Below are 16779 nucleotides of genomic sequence, written 5' to 3' on the forward strand. Positions count from 1 at the left end.
ATCGATCACTGCAGGTCAGGAACCGCTGGTCTTGCGCGGAGCCGCCTTCTTGGCAGGGGTCTTCTTCGCCGGGGTCTTGGCAGCGGTCTTGGCCGGAGCCTTGGCGGCGGGCGTCTTGGCAACCGTCTTGGCCGGGGCCTTCGCCGGAGTCTTGGCGGGAGTCTTCTTGGCCGGAGCCTTGGCCGGGGTGACCTCGACCGGCTCGACCGGGGTGGCCACCGACTCGACCTTCTCCGCAGCCTTGTCGGCCGCTTCGCGGACCTCGCCGCGGGCCGACTCGACCCGTCCGGCGGTCTCGGAGCCCGTCTCTTCGGCACGCTCACCGAGCTCGACGACGCGCTCGGCGGCCTTGTCGCCGGCGTCGGACACGGCCTCGCTCACCTCGTCGCTCGCCTCGGAGATGCGGCCGGCCGCGCGACCCGCGAGCTTAGCGGCCTGCTCGCCGACCTCGCGGGTCCGGCGGGCCACCGTCCCGAGGGCTTCCTCGGTGAGGTCGGCGGCGTCGCCGAGCACGGCTTCGGCGCGACCGAGGCCGTCCTCGAGGGCCGGCTGGGAGCGCAGACGCTCGATGGTCTCCTCACCGCGCTCGGCAAGTGCGGTGTAGAGGTCGGAGGCGACCTTCAGGTACGCCTCGGCGACCTTGCGCAGCTCCTCGGTGCTGAAGCGCTCGCGCAGCTCCGCGATCTCCTCGGGCAGCTCGGCCGGGAGTTCGGCGAGACGCTCGCGGAGGGACTCGACGGTCTCGGTGAGATCGGCGGGCAGGGTCGCGAAGCGGTCGCGGGCGGTCTCGACCCGCTCGGCCACCTCGGTGCGGTTGGTCTCCGCACGTCGGCGCGCCTGGGCCACGAGGTCGGCGACGGCCTGGACGACGGCGTCGCCGGCACCGACCGCGGCGTAGAGGGAGGTACGGATGTTGGTGGGATCGGTCATGGAGTTTTCTCCTCGTCGAAGTCTGTCGGGTGGTCGGGCCGGGCCTCGCCGGTGTTCTGCTGGTTCTCTCGGCAGAACGAGTCGTAGATGTCGAGCAGGACCTGCTTCTGCCGCTCGGTGAGAACGGTGTCGACGAGCACCGCGTCGCGCACGGCGCTCTCCGCTCGATGCTCGAGGATCCCCGCTCGCACGTAGAGAACCTCGGCCGAGAGCCGCAACCCCTTGGCGATCTGGGCGAGCACTTCCGCGGACGGCTTGCGCAGGCCCCGTTCGATCTGGCTCAGGTACGGGTTGCTGACACCGGCCAGTTGCGACAACTGGCGGAGCGACACCTGTGCAGCCTCGCGCTGCGACCGAATGAAGGCACCGATGTCCTGGGCGGCGTTGTTGACCACCCGAACGGCGATATCCCCCGGTCCGGCGCTGCCGTCCGGCGTGTCCGAGCCCTCGATCGGATCTGGTTCCGTGGACACACCGACCAGTCTACGGACAAGTGCTAGCTACAGCAAGCACCTTGCTAGCACGTGACCGTCGTCACGCGAACAGCAACTCCGAGACCGTGTAGATCGTCAACCCGGCGAGTGAGCCGACCACCGTGCCGTTGATGCGAATGAACTGCAGGTCGCGACCCACGGCGAGTTCGATCTTGCGGCTGGCCTCCTCGGCGTCCCAGCGCTCGACCGTCTCGCGGATGACGGAGGTGATCTCGTCGGCGTAGTTGGACGCGACGAAACGCACCGCGTCGAGCAACCAGCCGTCGATCTTGGTGCGCAGCTCGGCGTCCTCACGCACCCGGATGCCGAACGCCATGACGTTCTCCGCGATCTTCGTGCGCAGGGTGCTGTTCGGGTCGTCCACCGAGTCGAGGATCATCCGCTTGGCCGTCCGCCAGGTCGCCGCAGCGAGCCCGGTGATCTCGTCGCGGCCCATGATCTCGGCCTTGACCTTCTCCGCCTTGGCGATGGTCACGGGATCGCTTTGCAGGTCGCGGGCGTAGTCGGCGAGGAACTTGTTGACCGCGAGCCGCACCTCGTGGTCGGGATTCGACCGCACCTTCCACGTGAACTCCACGAGTTCGCGGTGGATCTTCTCGCCGAGCAGCAGGTCGACGAACTTCGGCGACCACGACGGCGAGTCGCGGCTGATCACGCGGTCGATGGTCTCCTGACTCCCGAGCGCCCACTGGTGCGCGCGTTCGGCGAGCATGTCGACGAGCGGCAGGTGGCGGTTCTCGGCGAGGAGTTCGGTGAGGACACGCCCGATGGGCGGTCCCCATTCCGGTTCGGCGATCCGCTTGACGATGGTGTGGTCGATGATCTGCTGGATGTCGTCCTCGCGCAGGATTCCGACCACGCCGCGCAGGACCGTCGACGTCTCCTTGGCCACACGCTGGGCGTTCTCGGGTTCGGCGAGCCAGGTACCGACCCGCAGCGGGATCTGCGCCGACTCGACCTTGGCCGACACCACCTCGGGTGCGAGGAAGTTGTTGCCGACGAACGAGCTCAGGTTGGCGCCGAGCTGGTCCTTCTTCCGCTTGATGATCGCCGTGTGCGGGATGGGTATCCGTAATGGGTGCCGGAACAGGGCGGTCACGGCGAACCAGTCGGCGAGCGCGCCGACCATGCCGGCCTCGGAAGCCGCGCGCACGTAACCCACCCATGCGCCGGCGCCGCGGGTTTCCTGCCAGCGGCAGAAGAGATAGATGATCGCGGCGGCGACGAGGAAGCCGGTCGCGACCGCCTTCATACGGCGGAGTTCTCGGCGTTTGATCTCGTCGTCGGTCGTCAGGAGCTGCACCCGATCGATTGTGCCGAAAGTCGGCACTCGGCGGACGGATCGCCCTCGAGTTCTGAAGGACGGGGGGCCGGATCGTAGACTGAGCCGACGATCGAAACCGAACGGATGTGCCACACAGTGTCCAGCAGACCGCAGACGACTTCGACCACGACCTCGAGCGAGGCCGCCCCGCCCGTGAAGCAGGACGGCCGCAAACGGCGCTGGCACGAGCACAAGATCGCCCGCCGGGAAGAGCTCGTGGACGGCACCATCAACGCGATCCGCTCCCGCGGCCACGAGATCGGCATGGACGAGATCGCCGCCGAGATCGGCGTGTCGAAGACGGTGCTCTACCGCTACTTCACCGACAAGAGCGACCTGACGACCGCGACGATGCTGCGGTACGTCGAGACGGTCCTCGCTCCCCGGATCTACGCGGCGGTCGCGGAGGATCTCGACGAGTACGAGCTCACCCGGGAGGCGATCACCGCCTACGTCGAGACCGTCGCCGACGATCCCGAGGTCTATCTGTACGTGATGAGCAACAGCGCGTCGGCGGGGCGCGACGTGGTGGCCGATTCGGAGCGGATGATCGCCGAGCTCGTCGCTACCGTCCTCGGGGAACGGCTGCGGCTGCTCGAGATGGATTCGGGTGGTGCCGTGCCGTGGGCGTACGGAATCGTCGGCGGCATCCAGCTCGCGACGCACTGGTGGATCTCGAACAAGTCGATGACCGCCGAGGACCTGATCGATTATCTGACGATGATGATCTGGGGCGGCATGAAGGGCATCGCCGGAGTCGCCGGATCTCCGGTGCGCTTCAAGTCGCAACCGCATCCACTCCTGCCGGAGTCGTCGACCACTCCCTGATCGACACCCTTACTGTTACTCGAAGTTGCATGTATAGTGCGGACATGAGCGACCACGCCGACGACCTGCACGACGAGGACGATCCCGGCTACCGCGGTCCCGCCGAGGTCACCGTGGGCAACCGCACGGTCGCCGTCGACGTCGAGATCTCCGGACGGTTCGACCCCCTGCTCGGCCGGCACGTGTGGCGCGGCCGGCTCCGCAGGCTCGCCGAGACCCTCGGAGCAGACGCCTCGCCCGCCCCCGGCACCACCGTGACGATTACGGTGCCCGACGCCCCCGAGACCGCGACCGCCCGCATCTCGGAGGTCGACCTGTGGGGCAGCCACATGGTCGACGGCATCTCGCGACCGCCCTACCCTCTGCCAACCGAGACCGACGGTGTCGATCCCGCCTGATCACGACTGCGTGTGGCACACCCCCGATGACCACTGCGTGTGGCACACGCCCGATGACCACTGCGTGTGGCACACGCCCGATGACCACTGCGTGTGACACGCTGGCGGGATGACGAAGGACGACGTCTTCCGGCCCGCATCGATCGTCGAAGCCCTCCGGGCGACGCCCGAGACCCGCGTCGCCGACATCGACACGAACGGCACCCCGGGATTCGACGGCGACAAGGCGCTCGGCGAACGTCTGTTCGCCGAACGTGGTGCCATCCTCTCCGATCTGCAGGAGATGCTGTTCGCCGAGGGGCGGACCGGCGGCACCCGCTCGGTGCTGCTGATCCTGCAGGGCATGGACACCGCCGGGAAGGGCGGCATGGTGCGTCACGTCGTCGGCCAAATCGACCCGCAGGGCGTCGACCATAAAGCCTTCGGGGTGCCGACGGAGGAGGAGAAACGGCACCACTTCCTGTGGCGGATCGCGAAGGCCCTCCCCCGCAACGGTCAGCTCGGCGTCTTCGACCGGTCGCACTACGAGGATGTGCTGGTCGCGCGGGTGAGATCACTGGTGCCGGAGAATGTCTGGCGCGGACGCTACGACGAGATCAACCGGTTCGAGAGCGAAGTCGTCCGGGAGGGCACGACCATCGTGAAGGTCGCGATGTTCGTCTCGTTGGACGAGCAGAAGAAGCGCCTCGCCGAGCGCCTCGAGCGCCGCGACAAGCACTGGAAGTACGACCCGAGCGATGTCTCGGAGCGCGCCCTGTGGCCGCAGTACCAGCAGGCCTATCAGGACGTGCTGGATCGGACCAGCACCGACGAGGCGCCCTGGTACGTCGTACCGTGCGACCGCAAGTGGTACAGCCGCCTCGCGGTGACGGAACTGCTCATCGACGCGTTCGAACGTCTCGACCTCGATTGGCCGGAGCCGACTTTCGACATCGAAACGGAGAAGCGCCGACTCGCAGAGTCGTGATGTCACAGACTCGCAGAGTCGTGATGTCACAGACTCGCAGAGTCGTGATGTCGTGTGAGTGATGCGAGTCGGCTTTCACCGACTCGCGTCAGGTATCACCCTCAGAACAGATGCGGGGTGTCGTAGTGCCGTCTGTGGTCTCGGCGCACGGTTCCGGCCATCATGCCGAATGCCGCGCCGAGTGCGACGACAGCGCCGAGCGCCGCGACGAGCGCCCAGCCCGAGAATCCGTACCCCGCGGCGACGATCGTCAGGGCGATCATCAGGATCGAGGCGAGTGCGAGCGCATAGGCGCTCCAGGCTACGAACAGATTGAGTTTCACGACCGGCCTCCTCGGACGAGGTGTGTCCCTCTCGATGCCGACGGTACCTGCACGTGACTCACATCACAACCGACCGGTGGATTACTTCAGCACCTCGTAGCGGAGGACGGCGAACTCGCCGCTCTGCCCGAGCTCGGTGAGGCGCATCTCCACGTGTAGCGGGAGCAACGGACGGCCGGAACCGATGGTCACCGGCGCGAAGGAGACGACGAGCTCGTCGAGCAGACCGCGCTCGGCGAACTGTCCGGCGAGATCACCGCCGCCCACCATCCACAGGTCGCGGCCGTTCGCGGCCTCGGCCATCTCGTCGTAGACCTGACGGACGTCCTTCTGCGTGAAGCGGATGTCGCCGGGTTCGTCGCCTGCCCGGGCGACGGGCAGGTCGTCGTGATGCGTGAACACCCAGCAGGGCAGGTCGTACTCCCACTTGTCCTCGCCTGCATGGTCGAGCACCCAGCGGTAGGTGGACGATCCCATGACGATGGCGCCGATACCGGCGATGAACTTCTCGTAGTCGAACGGCCCGCCGTCACCGGACTCCCGGGTGAGCAACCAGTCGAGCGAATGGTCCTCGGTGGCGAGGAAGCCGTCCAGTGTGCTTGCGGTGTAGTAGATCATCCGGGTCATGAGCTGCTCCTGTTCCAGTCGAGTGGATCTCCGTGATCGACGTCGAGCCCGACCGCCCGCATCATGTGCCGCGCGAGTTGACGGCGGTGTGCGGCGAAGGTGAGGACGTGGGCGACCACTCCCCCGAGGACGAAGCTCTCGGGAGGGTCGCATAGGGCGTCGATGAGCACGTCGCCCCAGGCGCCGCGGCGATGGATGTCGCGGATCGTCTCCACCCAGCGCGCAGCAACGTCCTCGAAACGCACTGTCAGAGAGTCGATCCCGTTGTCAGAATCCTCGGGGTGGTCAGCGCCGGCCATCGAGGCCAACCACATCTCCTTGGCACGTACCAGGTTGCCGAGCACACGTGAGACGGATTCCTCCGGACCGTCCCATTCGAGGACCACCAGTCCGGGGAACCTGATCCGGTCGCGCTCGTCGTCGTCGAGCTCGGTGGCGCGCTCGAGGAGATAGCGGGTGTCCGCGAGGTCGTGCTGCACCATCTGCGCGAGGACCTCGGCGGCCGGGTAGTCGGGCGCGGTGGACCGCCCTCCGTCCTCCTCGACCCAGAGATTGGTGGGCGGATGGAAATGTACGCCGTTGGGGGCGGGCAACCAGTGATCGACGGGCGCGGGCGCCCAGTGGTCGACGGGCGCGGGCGCCCAGTGGTCGACGGGCGCAGGCGCCCCGGGATCCCTACGGCCGGTGCCGAGCACCCGGGCGGCCTCGCTGGGCGGATATCCGTAGGCACGGGCGAAGGCCCGGGCGAACCCTTCGACGCTGTCGTAGCCGGCGGCGAACGCCGCATCGGTGACCGAACTGCCGTGACGCAGTTGCCAGGCGGCACGCTCGAGCATCACCCGGCGCCGCAACGCCACCGGCGACTCGCCGGTGCCCACCGCGAAGGTGCGGCTGAAGTGCCACTGCGACGCGTAGGCGTGCTGCGCCATCCGTTCGAGGGTTGCGTTGTTCTCGTCGAGAACGGCGTCGAGCAGTTCCCGCAGTCGGTCACGGCCGAAGGTCATGCGTTCAGTGTCGCGCGCAGACCCCGGCCGCCGCCCGACCGTTCTTGCTCTCTACCGGCTCACCCGGTCAGCCCGGCATGGTCTCGCCGCCGAGCGGGGCGAGTACCTCACCGCTGTAGTACGACGACATCGTCTCCGATGCGAAGAAGACGTAGGACGGGGCGATCTCGTCGGGCTGCGCGGCGCGGCCGAAAGGGGCCTGTTGCCCGAACTCGGAGACCTTCTCCGCGTCCATCGTCGCCGGGATCAACGGTGTCCACACCGGTCCGGGCGCCACGCAGTTCACGCGGATCTGCCTGTCCTGCAGTGCCTGCGCGAGCGAGTAGGTCAGGGCGATCACCGCGCCCTTGGTCGCCGAGTAGTCGATGAGCGTCTTGTTGCCGCGCAGACCGTTGACCGACGCGGTGTTGATGACGGAACCGCCCGGCGTCAGATGCGGCAGGGCCGCCTTCGTCACGTGGAAGAAGCTGTCGGTGTTCACGGCGAAGGTGTGGCGCCACTGCTCCTCGCTCAACTCGGCGAAATCGTCGACGGGCTGCTGGGTGCCGGCATTGTTGACGAGGATGTCGAGGCCACCGAGTTGCTCGACCGTCTCGGCCACCACCGCCCGGCAGTGCTGCGCGTCGCCGAGGTCGCCCGCGATCACGTGGCATGTGCGGCCCTCGCGTCGCACCAGGTCGGCGGTGTGTTCGGCGTCGCGGTGTTCCTCGAGGTACGCGATCGCGACGTCGGCACCCTCCTTCGCGAAGGCGACGGCGACCGCCCGTCCGATGCCGGAGTCGCCGCCCGTGACGAGGGCCTTGCGGCCGGACAGCAACCCGCGGCCGACGTAACCGCGCATCTCGTCGGCGGGGCGCTCGGCCATCTCGTCGGTCTCACCGGGATAGTCGATGGTGTGTGGTTCTCGTTCGCGGTCCTCGCTCATGGCCGCCGGATACCCACAGGCTGCACCGATATTCACGCCCGTTTCCCCGGTCCGCACCGACCGACGGGTCGTTTCTGCACCGACCGACGGGTCGTTTCTGCACCGACCGACGGGTCGTTTCTGCACCGACCGACGGGTCGTTTCTGCACCGACCGACGGGTCGTTTCTGCACTGCTCCGAGAGGGTAACCCCGGCGTATGGCTCATGAGACCCGGATGTGCGACGTGCACGACGCTCCGCTTCCCACGCCCCGCGGACCCATCTCCGCCGAGATCGTCGAGCGACTCGGTGGCCCGGTGGACGATGCCGTGTGGGACGTCGCGACCGACGGCGCGGATGCCTACGGCGAGGACGTCCAACTCGCTCTGGCCGTTCTCTACGAGCTCCACTACCGCGGGTTCGCGGGCGTCGACCCGGCCTGGGAATGGGCACCGGGCCCGCTCGGGGTCCGGGCGCGTCTCGAGCGCATCTTCCTCGATCGGCTGCGCGCCGACGTCCCGGCTTCCGACGATCCGCAGGGTGTCCTCGAGGACCTGTGCCGCGAGCCGGACGACTCGTGGGGTGTCTCCCACGAGCTCGCCGCGAACGGCACGTGGGAGATGATGCGCGAGTTCTTCGTGCATCGCTCGATCTACCACCTCAAGGAAGCGGACCCACACGCCCTCGCGATCCCGCGACTGTCCGGTCGCGCCAAAGCCGCGCTGGTCGCCGTCGAGTTCGACGAGTACGGCGGAGGTCGGGCCGAGCGCATGCACTCGCGGTTGTTCGCCGACCTGCTGCTCGCCGCCGGCCTGAAGGACGACTATCTGGGCTATCTCGACGTCGTTCCCGCCGTCACCCTTGCAACGGTGAACTTCATGTCGTTGTGCGGTCTGCACCGCGCATATACGCCGATGCTGGTCGGGATGTTCGCCGCGGCCGAGATCACCACCGCCCCCAGCGCCCGCCGCATGGTCGAGGCTCTCGAGCGTCTGGGCGCCGACGACGCGTGCGTCCTCTTCTACTCCGAGCACATCGAGGCCGACGCCGTCCACGAACTCGTCCTGCGGCATGACGTGGTGGGTTACATGATCGAACAGGATCCGTCTCGGGCGCAGGACATCTCGTTCGGTGCGCAGGCCATCGAGTTCCTCGAGGGCCGGCTCGGAAGCCATCTGCTGGGCAGCTGGACCGCCGGTCACAGCTCGCTCCTCACGTCGGCGGAGGCACCGGCCTGACACTCGGGTACGAGTCAGCGAGTGGAGCCCCGGGACAGTGCGTCCCGGGGCTCCACTCGTCGGTGCCGGGGTCCCGGCTCAGTCGATCAGGCCGGGTTCGTGTGTGGGGGTGCCACCGGACCCGCGGAGGCGGCGTCGACGGAGGTTGAGCGCGGACATCACCACGCCGACGACGATGAGCACGGCGGCAGCGATGGCTCCGACGATCGCCCATCCCTCGAATCCGTCGCCCGCCGCGTAGAGTACGAGAGCGACGACAGCGATCCCCGCGAGGATGCAGGCGTATCCGACCCAGCCCGAAGCTCGGGACGCAGCGGTGGGAGCGTGAGTTCGATTCGATGGTTTCGTCATGGTGGTGGATACCGCATCCGGCCCTCCACGAAACCAGCCCTCCACGAACCCGCCCTCCACGGCCAGCAGGGGACGACGGAGGGCGGCGGATGGTTCTGCGCAGGAGAGCGTTACGGCCGAGAGTATTACGGCGGTATCCGCCGGCCGATGGGCCCACGTTCGACGAGCGCGGCGAGTCGTTCGCGCGCGCTGCGCGGAGAGAGGACGGGGCTGTCGGTGCCCGTCGCGCTGCGCATGCCGCGCACCGTCTCGGACCACACCTCGGGACCGTCGTACTTCGGCGACCATCCGAGTTCCTCGCGGGCCCTTCTGCAGTCGAGCATCGGGCAGGTGTAGGCGAGGTCGATCCATCCGCCCTGCACCGGTTGCAACCGTAGGCGCCAGGTCGCTTCGGCGAGCGCCGACAGACCCCATCGCGGCACCGGAATCGTCGGGCAGTCGAACGGAGCGGCGAAGTCCCGCGCTCCCACCGGGGTCGGTGCACCCAGGTTGAACGGACCGGGCACCCGTCGCTCGAGCGCTGCGACCAGCGCGTCCGCCACATCGTCGGAGTGCACGGCGGGAATCGTGAGCTTGTGATCGATCGGGATCAACGGCAGATGGTTCGTGATGCCGGCGGGCACGAACTCGGGCAGCACGTAGCGTTCGAGGCCCGAGCCGGAGACGAGCTGCCCGATGAATCCCGGGCGGAAACGGGTGAGGACGGGCGCGTTCGTGCCGGACTCGAAGTCGTCGAGGAATGTCTCCGCCGCAACCTTGTCGACGCTGTAGACACAGGTGGGCACGCCTTCGCGGGCCCACGACTCGTCGATCTCCCGACGGTAGGCGCCCTCGGAGTACACGGCGGCGGAGGACATGTGGATCACGTGCGCGACACCGGCGTCGGCGGCGGCCGTCATGACGGCGCGGGTGCCGTCCACCGCCACCCGCCGGAGATAGTCGCGACGGTGCGAGGGCTGGAATCCCCAGGCCAGGTGCACAACGGCGTCGGCCTCCGCGAAGATCGGAGTCAGGACCCGGGCGGCGTCGGGAGCCCCGAGGTCCACGGCGCACCACTTCGCCGCCGCATACGGATCGCGCGCCGGGGGAATCCGGCGCGCGATCGCGACGATATCGAGTTGTGCGGGGTGAGCGGCCAGCCTGCGCAGGAGCGCCGTGCCGACATTTCCGCTCGCTCCGGTGACGACGATGCGTCGTGGCAGACCGGTTCGGGGTGTGGAAGCCATCGGCATCGTCGGTATCGTCCGGGTGTCCCGGTCAGCGGGCCGATTCCGCTGCGTCCTTCTCCGTCTGCGCATCGGCGTTCGGGAGAATACCGGCAGCGTTCTCGAGGTGGGCGCGGACGAACCACTGGAACTTCTCCAGCTGGCCGGTCTGGCCGATCAGGACGTCCTCGGTGATCGGGTCGAGCTTGCCGACCTCGTCGATCGCCTTGCGGTTGTCGGTGATGATGCCGTCGTAGACGAGGTCCAGCGCAGCGAGGTGCGCCTGCGCGGTGTCGCGGCCGACCGAGTAGTCGTCCCACGTGCGGTTCTTCTCGATGGCGCCCGGCGTGCCCTTGGGTGACGCACCGAGCGCGGCGATCCGCTCGGCGACCTCGTCCGCGTATCCGCGCACGAGCTCTACCTGCGGGTCGATCATCTCGTGGACGCCGATGAAGTTCGGACCGACGACGTTCCAGTGGATGTGCTTCAGCGTGAGGTGCAGGTCGTTGTAGGCACTCAGGCGCTCCTGGAGAATCTTCGCGGTGCGCGAGCCGTCGGCATCGCTCAGACCGGGAACCGTATAGCTCGAGTTCGACATATTCTTCCTCCGGAATGCTCTCGGGTGTGTCGGAAGGCGAATACCCGAGGCACGGTGGAATCCAAACATCCGGGCGCACCGGACGTCCCGTGACCTGCGTCGAATGAATTTGTCCGGATCAGGCGAGTCACAAACGTTTGGAAACGGACCAACCCGGTTATTCGATCGCGGGGCACCGAGGCTTCCAGGTTTCGGTCATGACATCTGAGGTGGCGACAATGATCATTCTGGGTCTGATTCTGTTGGTGGTGGGGTTCTTCACCGGTATCTCGATCCTCACCACACTCGGAGTGATACTTCTGGTGATCGGCGTGATCCTTGCGATCTTGGGCGCGACGGGGCGGGCGATCGGCGGACGCGCGCACTGGTACTGACCCCCTGTCGATCGTCCGTGCCGGAAGGAGACGTTCGGCACGAGGCAGAACTGCGAATCCCGGGTGCTCACGGCACCCGGGATTCGTCGTTTCCGGACCCTTACGACCCCGCCCCGATACGACAGGCCGACCGGCGGCCCGGGGTCCCGGAACGATGTCCGGGCCGGCCCCTGTGCAGGGACCGGCCCGGACCGGAAGGTTGGTTCGATGCCTAGGTGTCGGTGCGCGCCGCCGCCTTCGGCGTACGGAGTGCGCGATGGCTGGTGTCGCAGAGGGGGTACAGCGCGCTGCGGTGACACCGGCACACGGCCACCACGAAACGGTCCGAGACCGTCTCGGCGCCGTCGTCCTCGACGATCCGCACCGGGCCCTCGACGAGGGTGGGACCGCCCCTCACCTGCCGCACGACCCGTGCTTCGCACTCTCCGTCGGCGGTGAGCTGCGTGATCTTCGGTGCCTTGCTCACGTTCTCAACTCCTCGTGCGGGGGCGGTCGGCGCGGACGACGACCACCTCCTCGGTCAGTGCCCCGGGCTCCGCCAGCTGCGACGAGTACAGATAGTCCGTGCGGTTGCGAAGGACCGGTCCGAAGGGGATACGGGTGCGGGCGACGACGGATGCCTTGAGGTCCGCCTCGCGCAGCCGGGACAGTGTTGCCTCCACACCGGTGAACTCAGAGTGCACGATCAGCGCGAATCCGCCGGGCGTGAGCAGGGTGGGCAGGCTGTCGCACAACGGATCGAGCACGCAGCGGCCGTCGGCGCCGGCATCCCAGCGCGGGTCGCGGTTCTCCCCGTCGCACGGAACGTACGGCGGATTCGACAAGACGATGTCGAACGGACCGTGGCGCAACGCCTCGTCCAGGCCTCCCTGCCGGGCACGGATCGGCAGCCGGCGCGACCACGCGTTGACGCGGGCGCTGAACACGGCTCGCGGGTTGATGTCGAAGGCCGTCACCGACGAAGCACCGAGCATGGCGGCGTTCACCGCCAGAAACCCTGTCCCGGTGCAGAAGTCGAGCACCTTCGCACCCTTCGTACCGCCTGCGTCCGCAAGCGCGCCTGCGAGCAGATACGAATCCTCTTGGGGGCGGTACACCCCCGGAAGACGCCATACCCGCGGCGAATCCGATCCGTCCAGCGCCAGGGAAGCTGTCACGTCACACCACCTCGGTATCTCGAGTTCGACGGCATCTCCACCACCCCGGTCCGAAAACCCGGATCCGTCCGTTCGCGGGCGGATACCCGCGCGACTTCCGTGTGAAACACGCCACCATTCCGCGTGGGAGGCCCAGCAATCACGAGAACAGCACCCGGCGAGCGGCATTTCGCACGCGTCGGGTCACCGGAGCGGTGCGTTTGCCGTCCGCGAGTGCGGCGTGAGCGGCGTTCCAGCCACCCATGCCGTGGACTCCCCCGCCCGGATGCGCACCCGAGCTGGCGAGATACACCCCTTCGACCGGCGTCCGCGGTCCGCCGAAACCGGGAGTGGGCCGCAGGAACAACTGCTGGTGGACCTGCGCGGTTCCACCGTTGACGGCGCCGCCGACGAGATTTGCGTCGGCCGCTTCGAGGTCGCCGGGTCGCTGGACGTGCCGGCCGACCACGCGTGCACCGAAACCCGGTGCGTAGGCCTCGAGTTGCGCGTCGACGCGTTCGGCGAGGTGGTCGGCGGACGCGTCGTCGGTGATGCCCCGCGGCAGATGTGTGTAGGCCCAGCAGCTTTCGGTTCCCTCGGGCGACCGCGTCGTGTCGGTGGTGGTCATCTGCCCGAAGAGGAGAAAGGGCGACTCGGGGACGACCCCGGTGGACAGATCGGCCGACCACCGGATCATCGCGTCCGTATCGGCACCGACGTGCACCGTGCCGGCCCCGCTCAACGAGGGCGAACGCCACGGCACGCGGCCGTCGAGCGCGTAGTTCACCTTCACGACCGGGGTGTCCCATTCGAACTTGCGCAGGTCGTCGAGTACCCGTGACCCGACGGCGTCGGCCGGGAGGAGCCGCGTGTACAGGGCCGGGGCCGAGGTATCGGCGAGGACGGCACGTCGCACCTTCACCCGCTCGCCACCGGCCATCCGGACTGCGGAGACCTTCCCGCCCTGCACCTCCACGCCGACGACCGGCGAGTCGCACCGCAGCTGGGCACCCGCTGCGGCGCCGCGCCGGACCAGCGCGTCGGTGAGCGCTCCCGCGCCGCCGACCGGCGCGGGGAATCCGACGTCCTGCGCGAGCATCGTGAGCATGTAACCCATCACGCCGCTGCCGGGCGCCTCGGGCGGTGTGTCGGCATGCATGGCATTGCCCAGGAGCAGCAGCCGCGCCGCCGAACCGCCGAACAACTCCGACGACATCCGGGTGACGGGCAGCGCGAGCATGCGCGCGTAGCGCAGCAGATCTCCCGTCTTCATGGTGCGCAGCAGGTCCACGGAACCCCGGACGGGCGGGAACGGACCGAGGAGCAGTTCGAGAAGCGCGCCGCGTACCTGCTTCCACTGGTCGAACAGCGCCAGCCACGCTTCCCCGTCACCGACGTAGCGACGCTCGAGGTCGGCCGCCGTGTCGGTCGGATCCGGAGAGACGACGATCGCGTCCTCGTCGTCGGGGCCCAGCGGGTGACCGAAGGCCTTCGGGGAACGCGCCCAGCGGAGGCCGTGCGACGCGAGATCGAGGGCTTGGAAGGCCGGTGAGGTCACACCGAGCGGATAGAACGCGCTGAACAGATCGGCGCAGTATCCCGGGTGAAGTTCTGCGCTGCGCACCGCTCCACCGGGTTCGGGTTGTTCCTCCAGTACGAGGACGTCCCATCCGGCGTCGGCGAGCACCGCGGCGGCGGTCAGACCGTTGGGTCCGGCGCCGATGACGACCGCATCGACCGTCGCGTCGCTCATTCGGTGGCGCCTTCGGCGAGCAGCACCAGCCGTCTCAGGCATTCCTGGTTCCGTGGCAACACCATTTCCTCCTGTACGCGATCGGGGACGAGGGCGTACGGTCCTTCGACGACGTGTTCGGCCATCGTGATGCGGGTGCCGCCGTCGTGGGTGGGTTCGAGCGAGATCGCGATCTCGGCCTTGCCGAACAGCCAGGCACGTGCGCGCAGCACCAGTTGCCGTTCGGGCACCACCTCGCTGACCTCGGTGTGGTCGTCGAGCAGGAGGGGCCACAGACCCACCGAATGATGGATCCGGGTGTCCCGTTGCGGCCAGGCGGGATCGACGGCCCGGATGCGCGACGCACCCACCACCCATGCCGCGTACCGCCAGCCGTCGGCGAGGATCTCCCATACACGCGCCGGTGCCACCGAAGTCTCGATCGTCGCGATCCTGGCCATGCCCGCTCCTCATCCTCTGGACGACAGCTCGCTTGCGGCAGACGCATACCCCGCTTCCGCAGGTGTCACACGACGCCGGGTGTCATCGCTGTTCGGAGGGGGTATCCGGGCGGGCATGGAAGCCGAGAACATCCCCTCCTCCAACCCGTACGCCTTCGTCTTCGCGCCGTCCCCGCTCCTCACGGTAACCCTCGAGAAGGCACCCGACGGAAGCACCGAACTGCACGTCCATCCCGGCGGGCAGGGATTCTGGATCGGCCGCATGGCGGCGACCTTGGGAATGGACGTGCACCTGTGCGGACCGTTCGGCGGCGAGTCCGGCACGATCCTCGTCGACATGATCAACCGCGAAGGCGTGACGGTGCATGCCGTGGAGACCGCATCACCCAACGGTTCCTACATCCACGACCGGCGCGAGGGCGAACGGAAGGAGATCGTGGAGATCGACCCGCCGGCACTCACCCGTCACGAGACCGACGATCTGTTCAGCGCGTCGCTGGCGTCCGCGATGTGCGCGAAGGTCGCGATGCTGGGCGGACCGCACAACGACGACGCCGTACCGAGCGAGGTGTACACGCGCCTGTGCGCCGATCTGGGAGCCCTCGGCATCCCGGTCGTCGCCGATCTGTCCGGCCCCACCCTCGGTGCGGCCCTCGAAGGCGGGGTGACCGTGCTGAAGGTGAGCCACGAGGATCTCATCGAGGACGGTCGCGCGAAGTCCGAGGATCTCGACGATCTCATCGAGGCCTTGCACCGTCTCCACGACGAAGGTGCCGCCTCGGTGGTGATCTCCCGCGCCGGCGATCCGGCGATCGCACTGGACAACGGAACCATCTGGGAGGTGGAGGCACCCTCGGTGCAGACCGTGGACCACCACGGTGCCGGAGATTCGATGACCGCCGGCATCGCGTCGGCCTACGCCGCGGGCGCGAAGTTCGAGGACGCGCTGCGTCTCGGCGCCGCAGCAGGTGCGGTCAACGTCACGCGCCGCGGTCTGGCGACGGGGCATCGTGGCGCTGTGGAGAAGATGGCCGAGAAGGTGGAGGTCCGGAAGGTGAAGGGGAAGCGTTCATGAAAGCACTGATCGTCAACGACGACGGCATCGACAGTCCCGGTCTCGCCCTGCTCGCCCGCCTCGCGGTCGAGGCGGGATTCGACGTGCAGGTCGCGGCGCCCCATGTCGAGCGCAGCGGCGCCAGTGCATCCTTGACCGCTCTCCAGGACGAAGGAAAACTCCTGCTCAGCCGTCGCCCGCTCGACGACCTGCCCGAGGTGGAATCCTATGCGGTGGAAGCATCTCCGGCGTTGATCACCTTTCTCGCCTCGTACGGCGCGTTCGGGACGGCACCGGACATCGTGTTATCCGGAATCAACCTGGGTCCCAACACCGGTCACGCGATCCTGCATTCGGGCACGGTGGGTGCAGCCCTGACCGCGGCCACCCACGGTGCCCGCGCGGTCGCATTGTCCCTCAACGGGACAGCTCCGTCGCAGTGGGAGACCGCCGAGTTGGTGACCCGTCGCGCTCTCGAGTGGGCTGTCGAACACAGCCGTCCGGGCACGGTTCTCAACGTCAACATCCCCGACATGCCCGTCCACGAGTTACGCGGACTGCGCAGTGCTCCTCTGGCAGGATTCGGTGCCGTCCAGGCCGAGATCGGGGAGGTCGAGGACGACGGCGACATCTCCCGCGCCTTGCCGGTCACCTTCCGGGCGGTCGAACTCGACGAATCCCACGACAGCGACGCCGTTCTCGTGTGCCGGGGGTGGGCGACCGCGACCGTGCTGACGATGCCTTTCGAGGTGGCGGAAGCCGATCTCGGAACCTTGGAATTCGCCCACTCGGGTAGTTCGCAGCAGTAGGTGCTGTAGAAGGTTCCGGGAC

The 16779-nt window shown here is 68.0% G+C and carries 21 protein-coding genes; 7 read left to right on the forward strand and 14 right to left on the reverse strand.

Annotated features, from left to right (window positions below; genetic code table 11):
* Positions 1–15 precede the first annotated feature (15 nt).
* The 3 genes from KXC42_RS18400 to KXC42_RS18410 form a co-directional block, all read right to left on the reverse strand.
* Positions 16–930 carry a heparin-binding hemagglutinin gene (locus tag KXC42_RS18400; protein ID WP_219129350.1) on the reverse strand — a complete coding sequence of 305 codons (915 nt, stop codon included), beginning with the start codon at positions 928–930 and terminating at the stop codon, positions 16–18.
* Positions 927–1403, reverse strand: a complete 477-nt coding sequence (locus KXC42_RS18405) for a helix-turn-helix domain-containing protein (RefSeq protein WP_306835344.1) — start codon at positions 1401–1403, stop codon at positions 927–929. The genes KXC42_RS18400 and KXC42_RS18405 overlap by 4 nt, the downstream gene beginning before the upstream one ends.
* A 61-nt stretch (positions 1404–1464) precedes the next feature.
* Complete coding sequence (locus tag KXC42_RS18410) at positions 1465–2676, reverse strand: DUF445 family protein (protein ID WP_259443923.1); 1212 nt, start codon at positions 2674–2676, stop codon at positions 1465–1467.
* Positions 2677–2832: 156 nt separating this feature from the next.
* Here KXC42_RS18410 and KXC42_RS18415 point away from each other — a divergent pair, with 156 nt between their 5' ends.
* The 3 genes from KXC42_RS18415 to KXC42_RS18425 all read left to right on the forward strand — a co-directional run bounded on the left by KXC42_RS18415 (position 2833) and on the right by KXC42_RS18425 (position 4941).
* Positions 2833–3576 carry a TetR/AcrR family transcriptional regulator gene (locus tag KXC42_RS18415; RefSeq protein ID WP_039585416.1) on the forward strand — a complete coding sequence of 248 codons (744 nt, stop codon included), beginning with the start codon at positions 2833–2835 and terminating at the stop codon, positions 3574–3576.
* A 44-nt stretch (positions 3577–3620) separates the two neighbouring features.
* The gene (locus KXC42_RS18420; protein ID WP_019291167.1) at positions 3621–3974 is read left to right on the forward strand and encodes a DUF4873 domain-containing protein; all 354 of its coding nucleotides are present in this window, start codon (positions 3621–3623) and stop codon (positions 3972–3974) included.
* Positions 3975–4083: 109 nt separating this feature from the next.
* On the forward strand, positions 4084–4941 hold the full coding sequence (locus KXC42_RS18425) for a polyphosphate kinase 2 family protein (RefSeq protein ID WP_019291166.1): 858 nt from the start codon (positions 4084–4086) through the stop codon (positions 4939–4941).
* Between the two features lie 101 nt (positions 4942–5042).
* On the opposite strand, the gene KXC42_RS18430 is transcribed toward KXC42_RS18425, so the two are convergent.
* From KXC42_RS18430 to KXC42_RS18445, 4 genes are all read right to left on the reverse strand, one after another.
* Entirely contained in the window at positions 5043–5264 is a 222-nt protein-coding gene (locus KXC42_RS18430) for a hypothetical protein (protein ID WP_006552390.1), read from the reverse strand.
* Positions 5265–5345: 81 nt separating this feature from the next.
* A complete protein-coding gene (locus KXC42_RS18435; RefSeq protein ID WP_219129351.1) occupies positions 5346–5891 on the reverse strand; it encodes a dihydrofolate reductase family protein in 546 nt (181 codons plus the stop codon).
* Positions 5888–6895: a helix-turn-helix transcriptional regulator gene (locus KXC42_RS18440; RefSeq protein WP_219129352.1), complete on the reverse strand. Its 1008-nt coding sequence runs from the start codon at positions 6893–6895 to the stop codon at positions 5888–5890. Before KXC42_RS18440 ends, KXC42_RS18435 begins: the two co-directional genes overlap by 4 nt.
* Before the next feature lie 67 nt (positions 6896–6962).
* On the reverse strand, positions 6963–7820 hold the full coding sequence (locus KXC42_RS18445) for an SDR family oxidoreductase (RefSeq protein WP_219129353.1): 858 nt from the start codon (positions 7818–7820) through the stop codon (positions 6963–6965).
* A gap of 197 nt (positions 7821–8017) precedes the next feature.
* On the opposite strand from KXC42_RS18445, the gene KXC42_RS18450 reads away from it, so the two are divergent.
* Complete coding sequence (locus tag KXC42_RS18450) at positions 8018–9037, forward strand: iron-containing redox enzyme family protein (protein ID WP_084222328.1); 1020 nt, start codon at positions 8018–8020, stop codon at positions 9035–9037.
* 78 nt (positions 9038–9115) lie between these two features.
* Here the strand turns inward: KXC42_RS18450 and KXC42_RS18455 are convergent, their stop codons facing one another.
* The 3 genes from KXC42_RS18455 to KXC42_RS18465 form a co-directional block, all read right to left on the reverse strand.
* Positions 9116–9388 carry a hypothetical protein gene (locus KXC42_RS18455; RefSeq protein ID WP_039585424.1) on the reverse strand — a complete coding sequence of 91 codons (273 nt, stop codon included), beginning with the start codon at positions 9386–9388 and terminating at the stop codon, positions 9116–9118.
* A 125-nt stretch (positions 9389–9513) separates the two neighbouring features.
* A complete protein-coding gene (locus tag KXC42_RS18460; RefSeq protein ID WP_219129354.1) occupies positions 9514–10620 on the reverse strand; it encodes an NAD-dependent epimerase/dehydratase family protein in 1107 nt (368 codons plus the stop codon).
* 25 nt (positions 10621–10645) lie between these two features.
* Positions 10646–11191, reverse strand: coding sequence for a Dps family protein (locus tag KXC42_RS18465; protein WP_006552397.1), 546 nt, complete (start codon positions 11189–11191; stop codon positions 10646–10648).
* Between the two features lie 218 nt (positions 11192–11409).
* Between KXC42_RS18465 and KXC42_RS18470 the strand changes: the two genes are divergently transcribed.
* Entirely contained in the window at positions 11410–11565 is a 156-nt protein-coding gene (locus KXC42_RS18470) for a DUF6131 family protein (RefSeq protein ID WP_006552398.1), read from the forward strand.
* Positions 11566–11776: 211 nt separating this feature from the next.
* Here the strand turns inward: KXC42_RS18470 and KXC42_RS18475 are convergent, their stop codons facing one another.
* From KXC42_RS18475 to KXC42_RS18490, 4 genes are all read right to left on the reverse strand, one after another.
* Positions 11777–12031, reverse strand: a complete 255-nt coding sequence (locus KXC42_RS18475) for a CDGSH iron-sulfur domain-containing protein (RefSeq protein WP_019291160.1) — start codon at positions 12029–12031, stop codon at positions 11777–11779.
* A gap of 4 nt (positions 12032–12035) precedes the next feature.
* Positions 12036–12662, reverse strand: a complete 627-nt coding sequence (locus KXC42_RS18480; protein ID WP_219130507.1) for a HemK2/MTQ2 family protein methyltransferase — start codon at positions 12660–12662, stop codon at positions 12036–12038.
* 199 nt (positions 12663–12861) lie between these two features.
* The gene (locus KXC42_RS18485) at positions 12862–14454 is read right to left on the reverse strand and encodes an NAD(P)/FAD-dependent oxidoreductase (protein ID WP_219129355.1); all 1593 of its coding nucleotides are present in this window, start codon (positions 14452–14454) and stop codon (positions 12862–12864) included.
* A complete protein-coding gene (locus tag KXC42_RS18490) occupies positions 14451–14894 on the reverse strand; it encodes an SRPBCC family protein (protein ID WP_006553563.1) in 444 nt (147 codons plus the stop codon). Before KXC42_RS18490 ends, KXC42_RS18485 begins: the two co-directional genes overlap by 4 nt.
* A gap of 115 nt (positions 14895–15009) precedes the next feature.
* Between KXC42_RS18490 and KXC42_RS18495 the strand changes: the two genes are divergently transcribed.
* Together KXC42_RS18495 and surE are read left to right on the forward strand one after the other, a co-directional pair.
* Complete coding sequence (locus KXC42_RS18495) at positions 15010–15969, forward strand: 1-phosphofructokinase family hexose kinase (RefSeq protein WP_006553564.1); 960 nt, start codon at positions 15010–15012, stop codon at positions 15967–15969.
* Positions 15966–16757, forward strand: a complete 792-nt coding sequence (surE, locus tag KXC42_RS18500) for a 5'/3'-nucleotidase SurE (protein WP_006553565.1) — start codon at positions 15966–15968, stop codon at positions 16755–16757. Before KXC42_RS18495 ends, surE begins: the two co-directional genes overlap by 4 nt.
* Positions 16758–16779: the final 22 nt, after the last annotated feature.

Origin of the sequence: Rhodococcus sp. LW-XY12, assembly GCF_019317345.1 — a bacterium.
GTDB classification, from domain to species: domain Bacteria; phylum Actinomycetota; class Actinomycetes; order Mycobacteriales; family Mycobacteriaceae; genus Rhodococcus; species Rhodococcus pyridinivorans.

What these genes read in the sequence shown, in the direction of transcription:
- KXC42_RS18400 (WP_219129350.1), bottom strand. Translation starts at nt 930, where the DNA reads ATGACCGATCCCACCAACATCCGTACCTCCCTCTACGCCGCGGTCGGT.
- KXC42_RS18410 (WP_259443923.1), bottom strand. Translation starts at nt 2,676, where the DNA reads ATGAAGGCGGTCGCGACCGGCTTCCTCGTCGCCGCCGCGATCATCTAT.
- KXC42_RS18415 (WP_039585416.1), top strand. Translation starts at nt 2,833, where the DNA reads ATGTGCCACACAGTGTCCAGCAGACCGCAGACGACTTCGACCACGACC.
- KXC42_RS18420 (WP_019291167.1), top strand. Translation starts at nt 3,621, where the DNA reads ATGAGCGACCACGCCGACGACCTGCACGACGAGGACGATCCCGGCTAC.
- KXC42_RS18425 (WP_019291166.1), top strand. Translation starts at nt 4,084, where the DNA reads ATGACGAAGGACGACGTCTTCCGGCCCGCATCGATCGTCGAAGCCCTC.
- KXC42_RS18435 (WP_219129351.1), bottom strand. Translation starts at nt 5,891, where the DNA reads ATGACCCGGATGATCTACTACACCGCAAGCACACTGGACGGCTTCCTC.
- KXC42_RS18440 (WP_219129352.1), bottom strand. Translation starts at nt 6,895, where the DNA reads ATGACCTTCGGCCGTGACCGACTGCGGGAACTGCTCGACGCCGTTCTC.
- KXC42_RS18445 (WP_219129353.1), bottom strand. Translation starts at nt 7,820, where the DNA reads ATGAGCGAGGACCGCGAACGAGAACCACACACCATCGACTATCCCGGT.
- KXC42_RS18450 (WP_084222328.1), top strand. Translation starts at nt 8,018, where the DNA reads ATGGCTCATGAGACCCGGATGTGCGACGTGCACGACGCTCCGCTTCCC.
- KXC42_RS18455 (WP_039585424.1), bottom strand. Translation starts at nt 9,388, where the DNA reads ATGACGAAACCATCGAATCGAACTCACGCTCCCACCGCTGCGTCCCGA.
- KXC42_RS18460 (WP_219129354.1), bottom strand. Translation starts at nt 10,620, where the DNA reads ATGCCGATGGCTTCCACACCCCGAACCGGTCTGCCACGACGCATCGTC.
- KXC42_RS18465 (WP_006552397.1), bottom strand. Translation starts at nt 11,191, where the DNA reads ATGTCGAACTCGAGCTATACGGTTCCCGGTCTGAGCGATGCCGACGGC.
- KXC42_RS18470 (WP_006552398.1), top strand. Translation starts at nt 11,410, where the DNA reads ATGATCATTCTGGGTCTGATTCTGTTGGTGGTGGGGTTCTTCACCGGT.
- KXC42_RS18485 (WP_219129355.1), bottom strand. Translation starts at nt 14,454, where the DNA reads ATGAGCGACGCGACGGTCGATGCGGTCGTCATCGGCGCCGGACCCAAC.
- KXC42_RS18490 (WP_006553563.1), bottom strand. Translation starts at nt 14,894, where the DNA reads ATGGCCAGGATCGCGACGATCGAGACTTCGGTGGCACCGGCGCGTGTA.
- KXC42_RS18495 (WP_006553564.1), top strand. Translation starts at nt 15,010, where the DNA reads ATGGAAGCCGAGAACATCCCCTCCTCCAACCCGTACGCCTTCGTCTTC.
- surE (WP_006553565.1), top strand. Translation starts at nt 15,966, where the DNA reads ATGAAAGCACTGATCGTCAACGACGACGGCATCGACAGTCCCGGTCTC.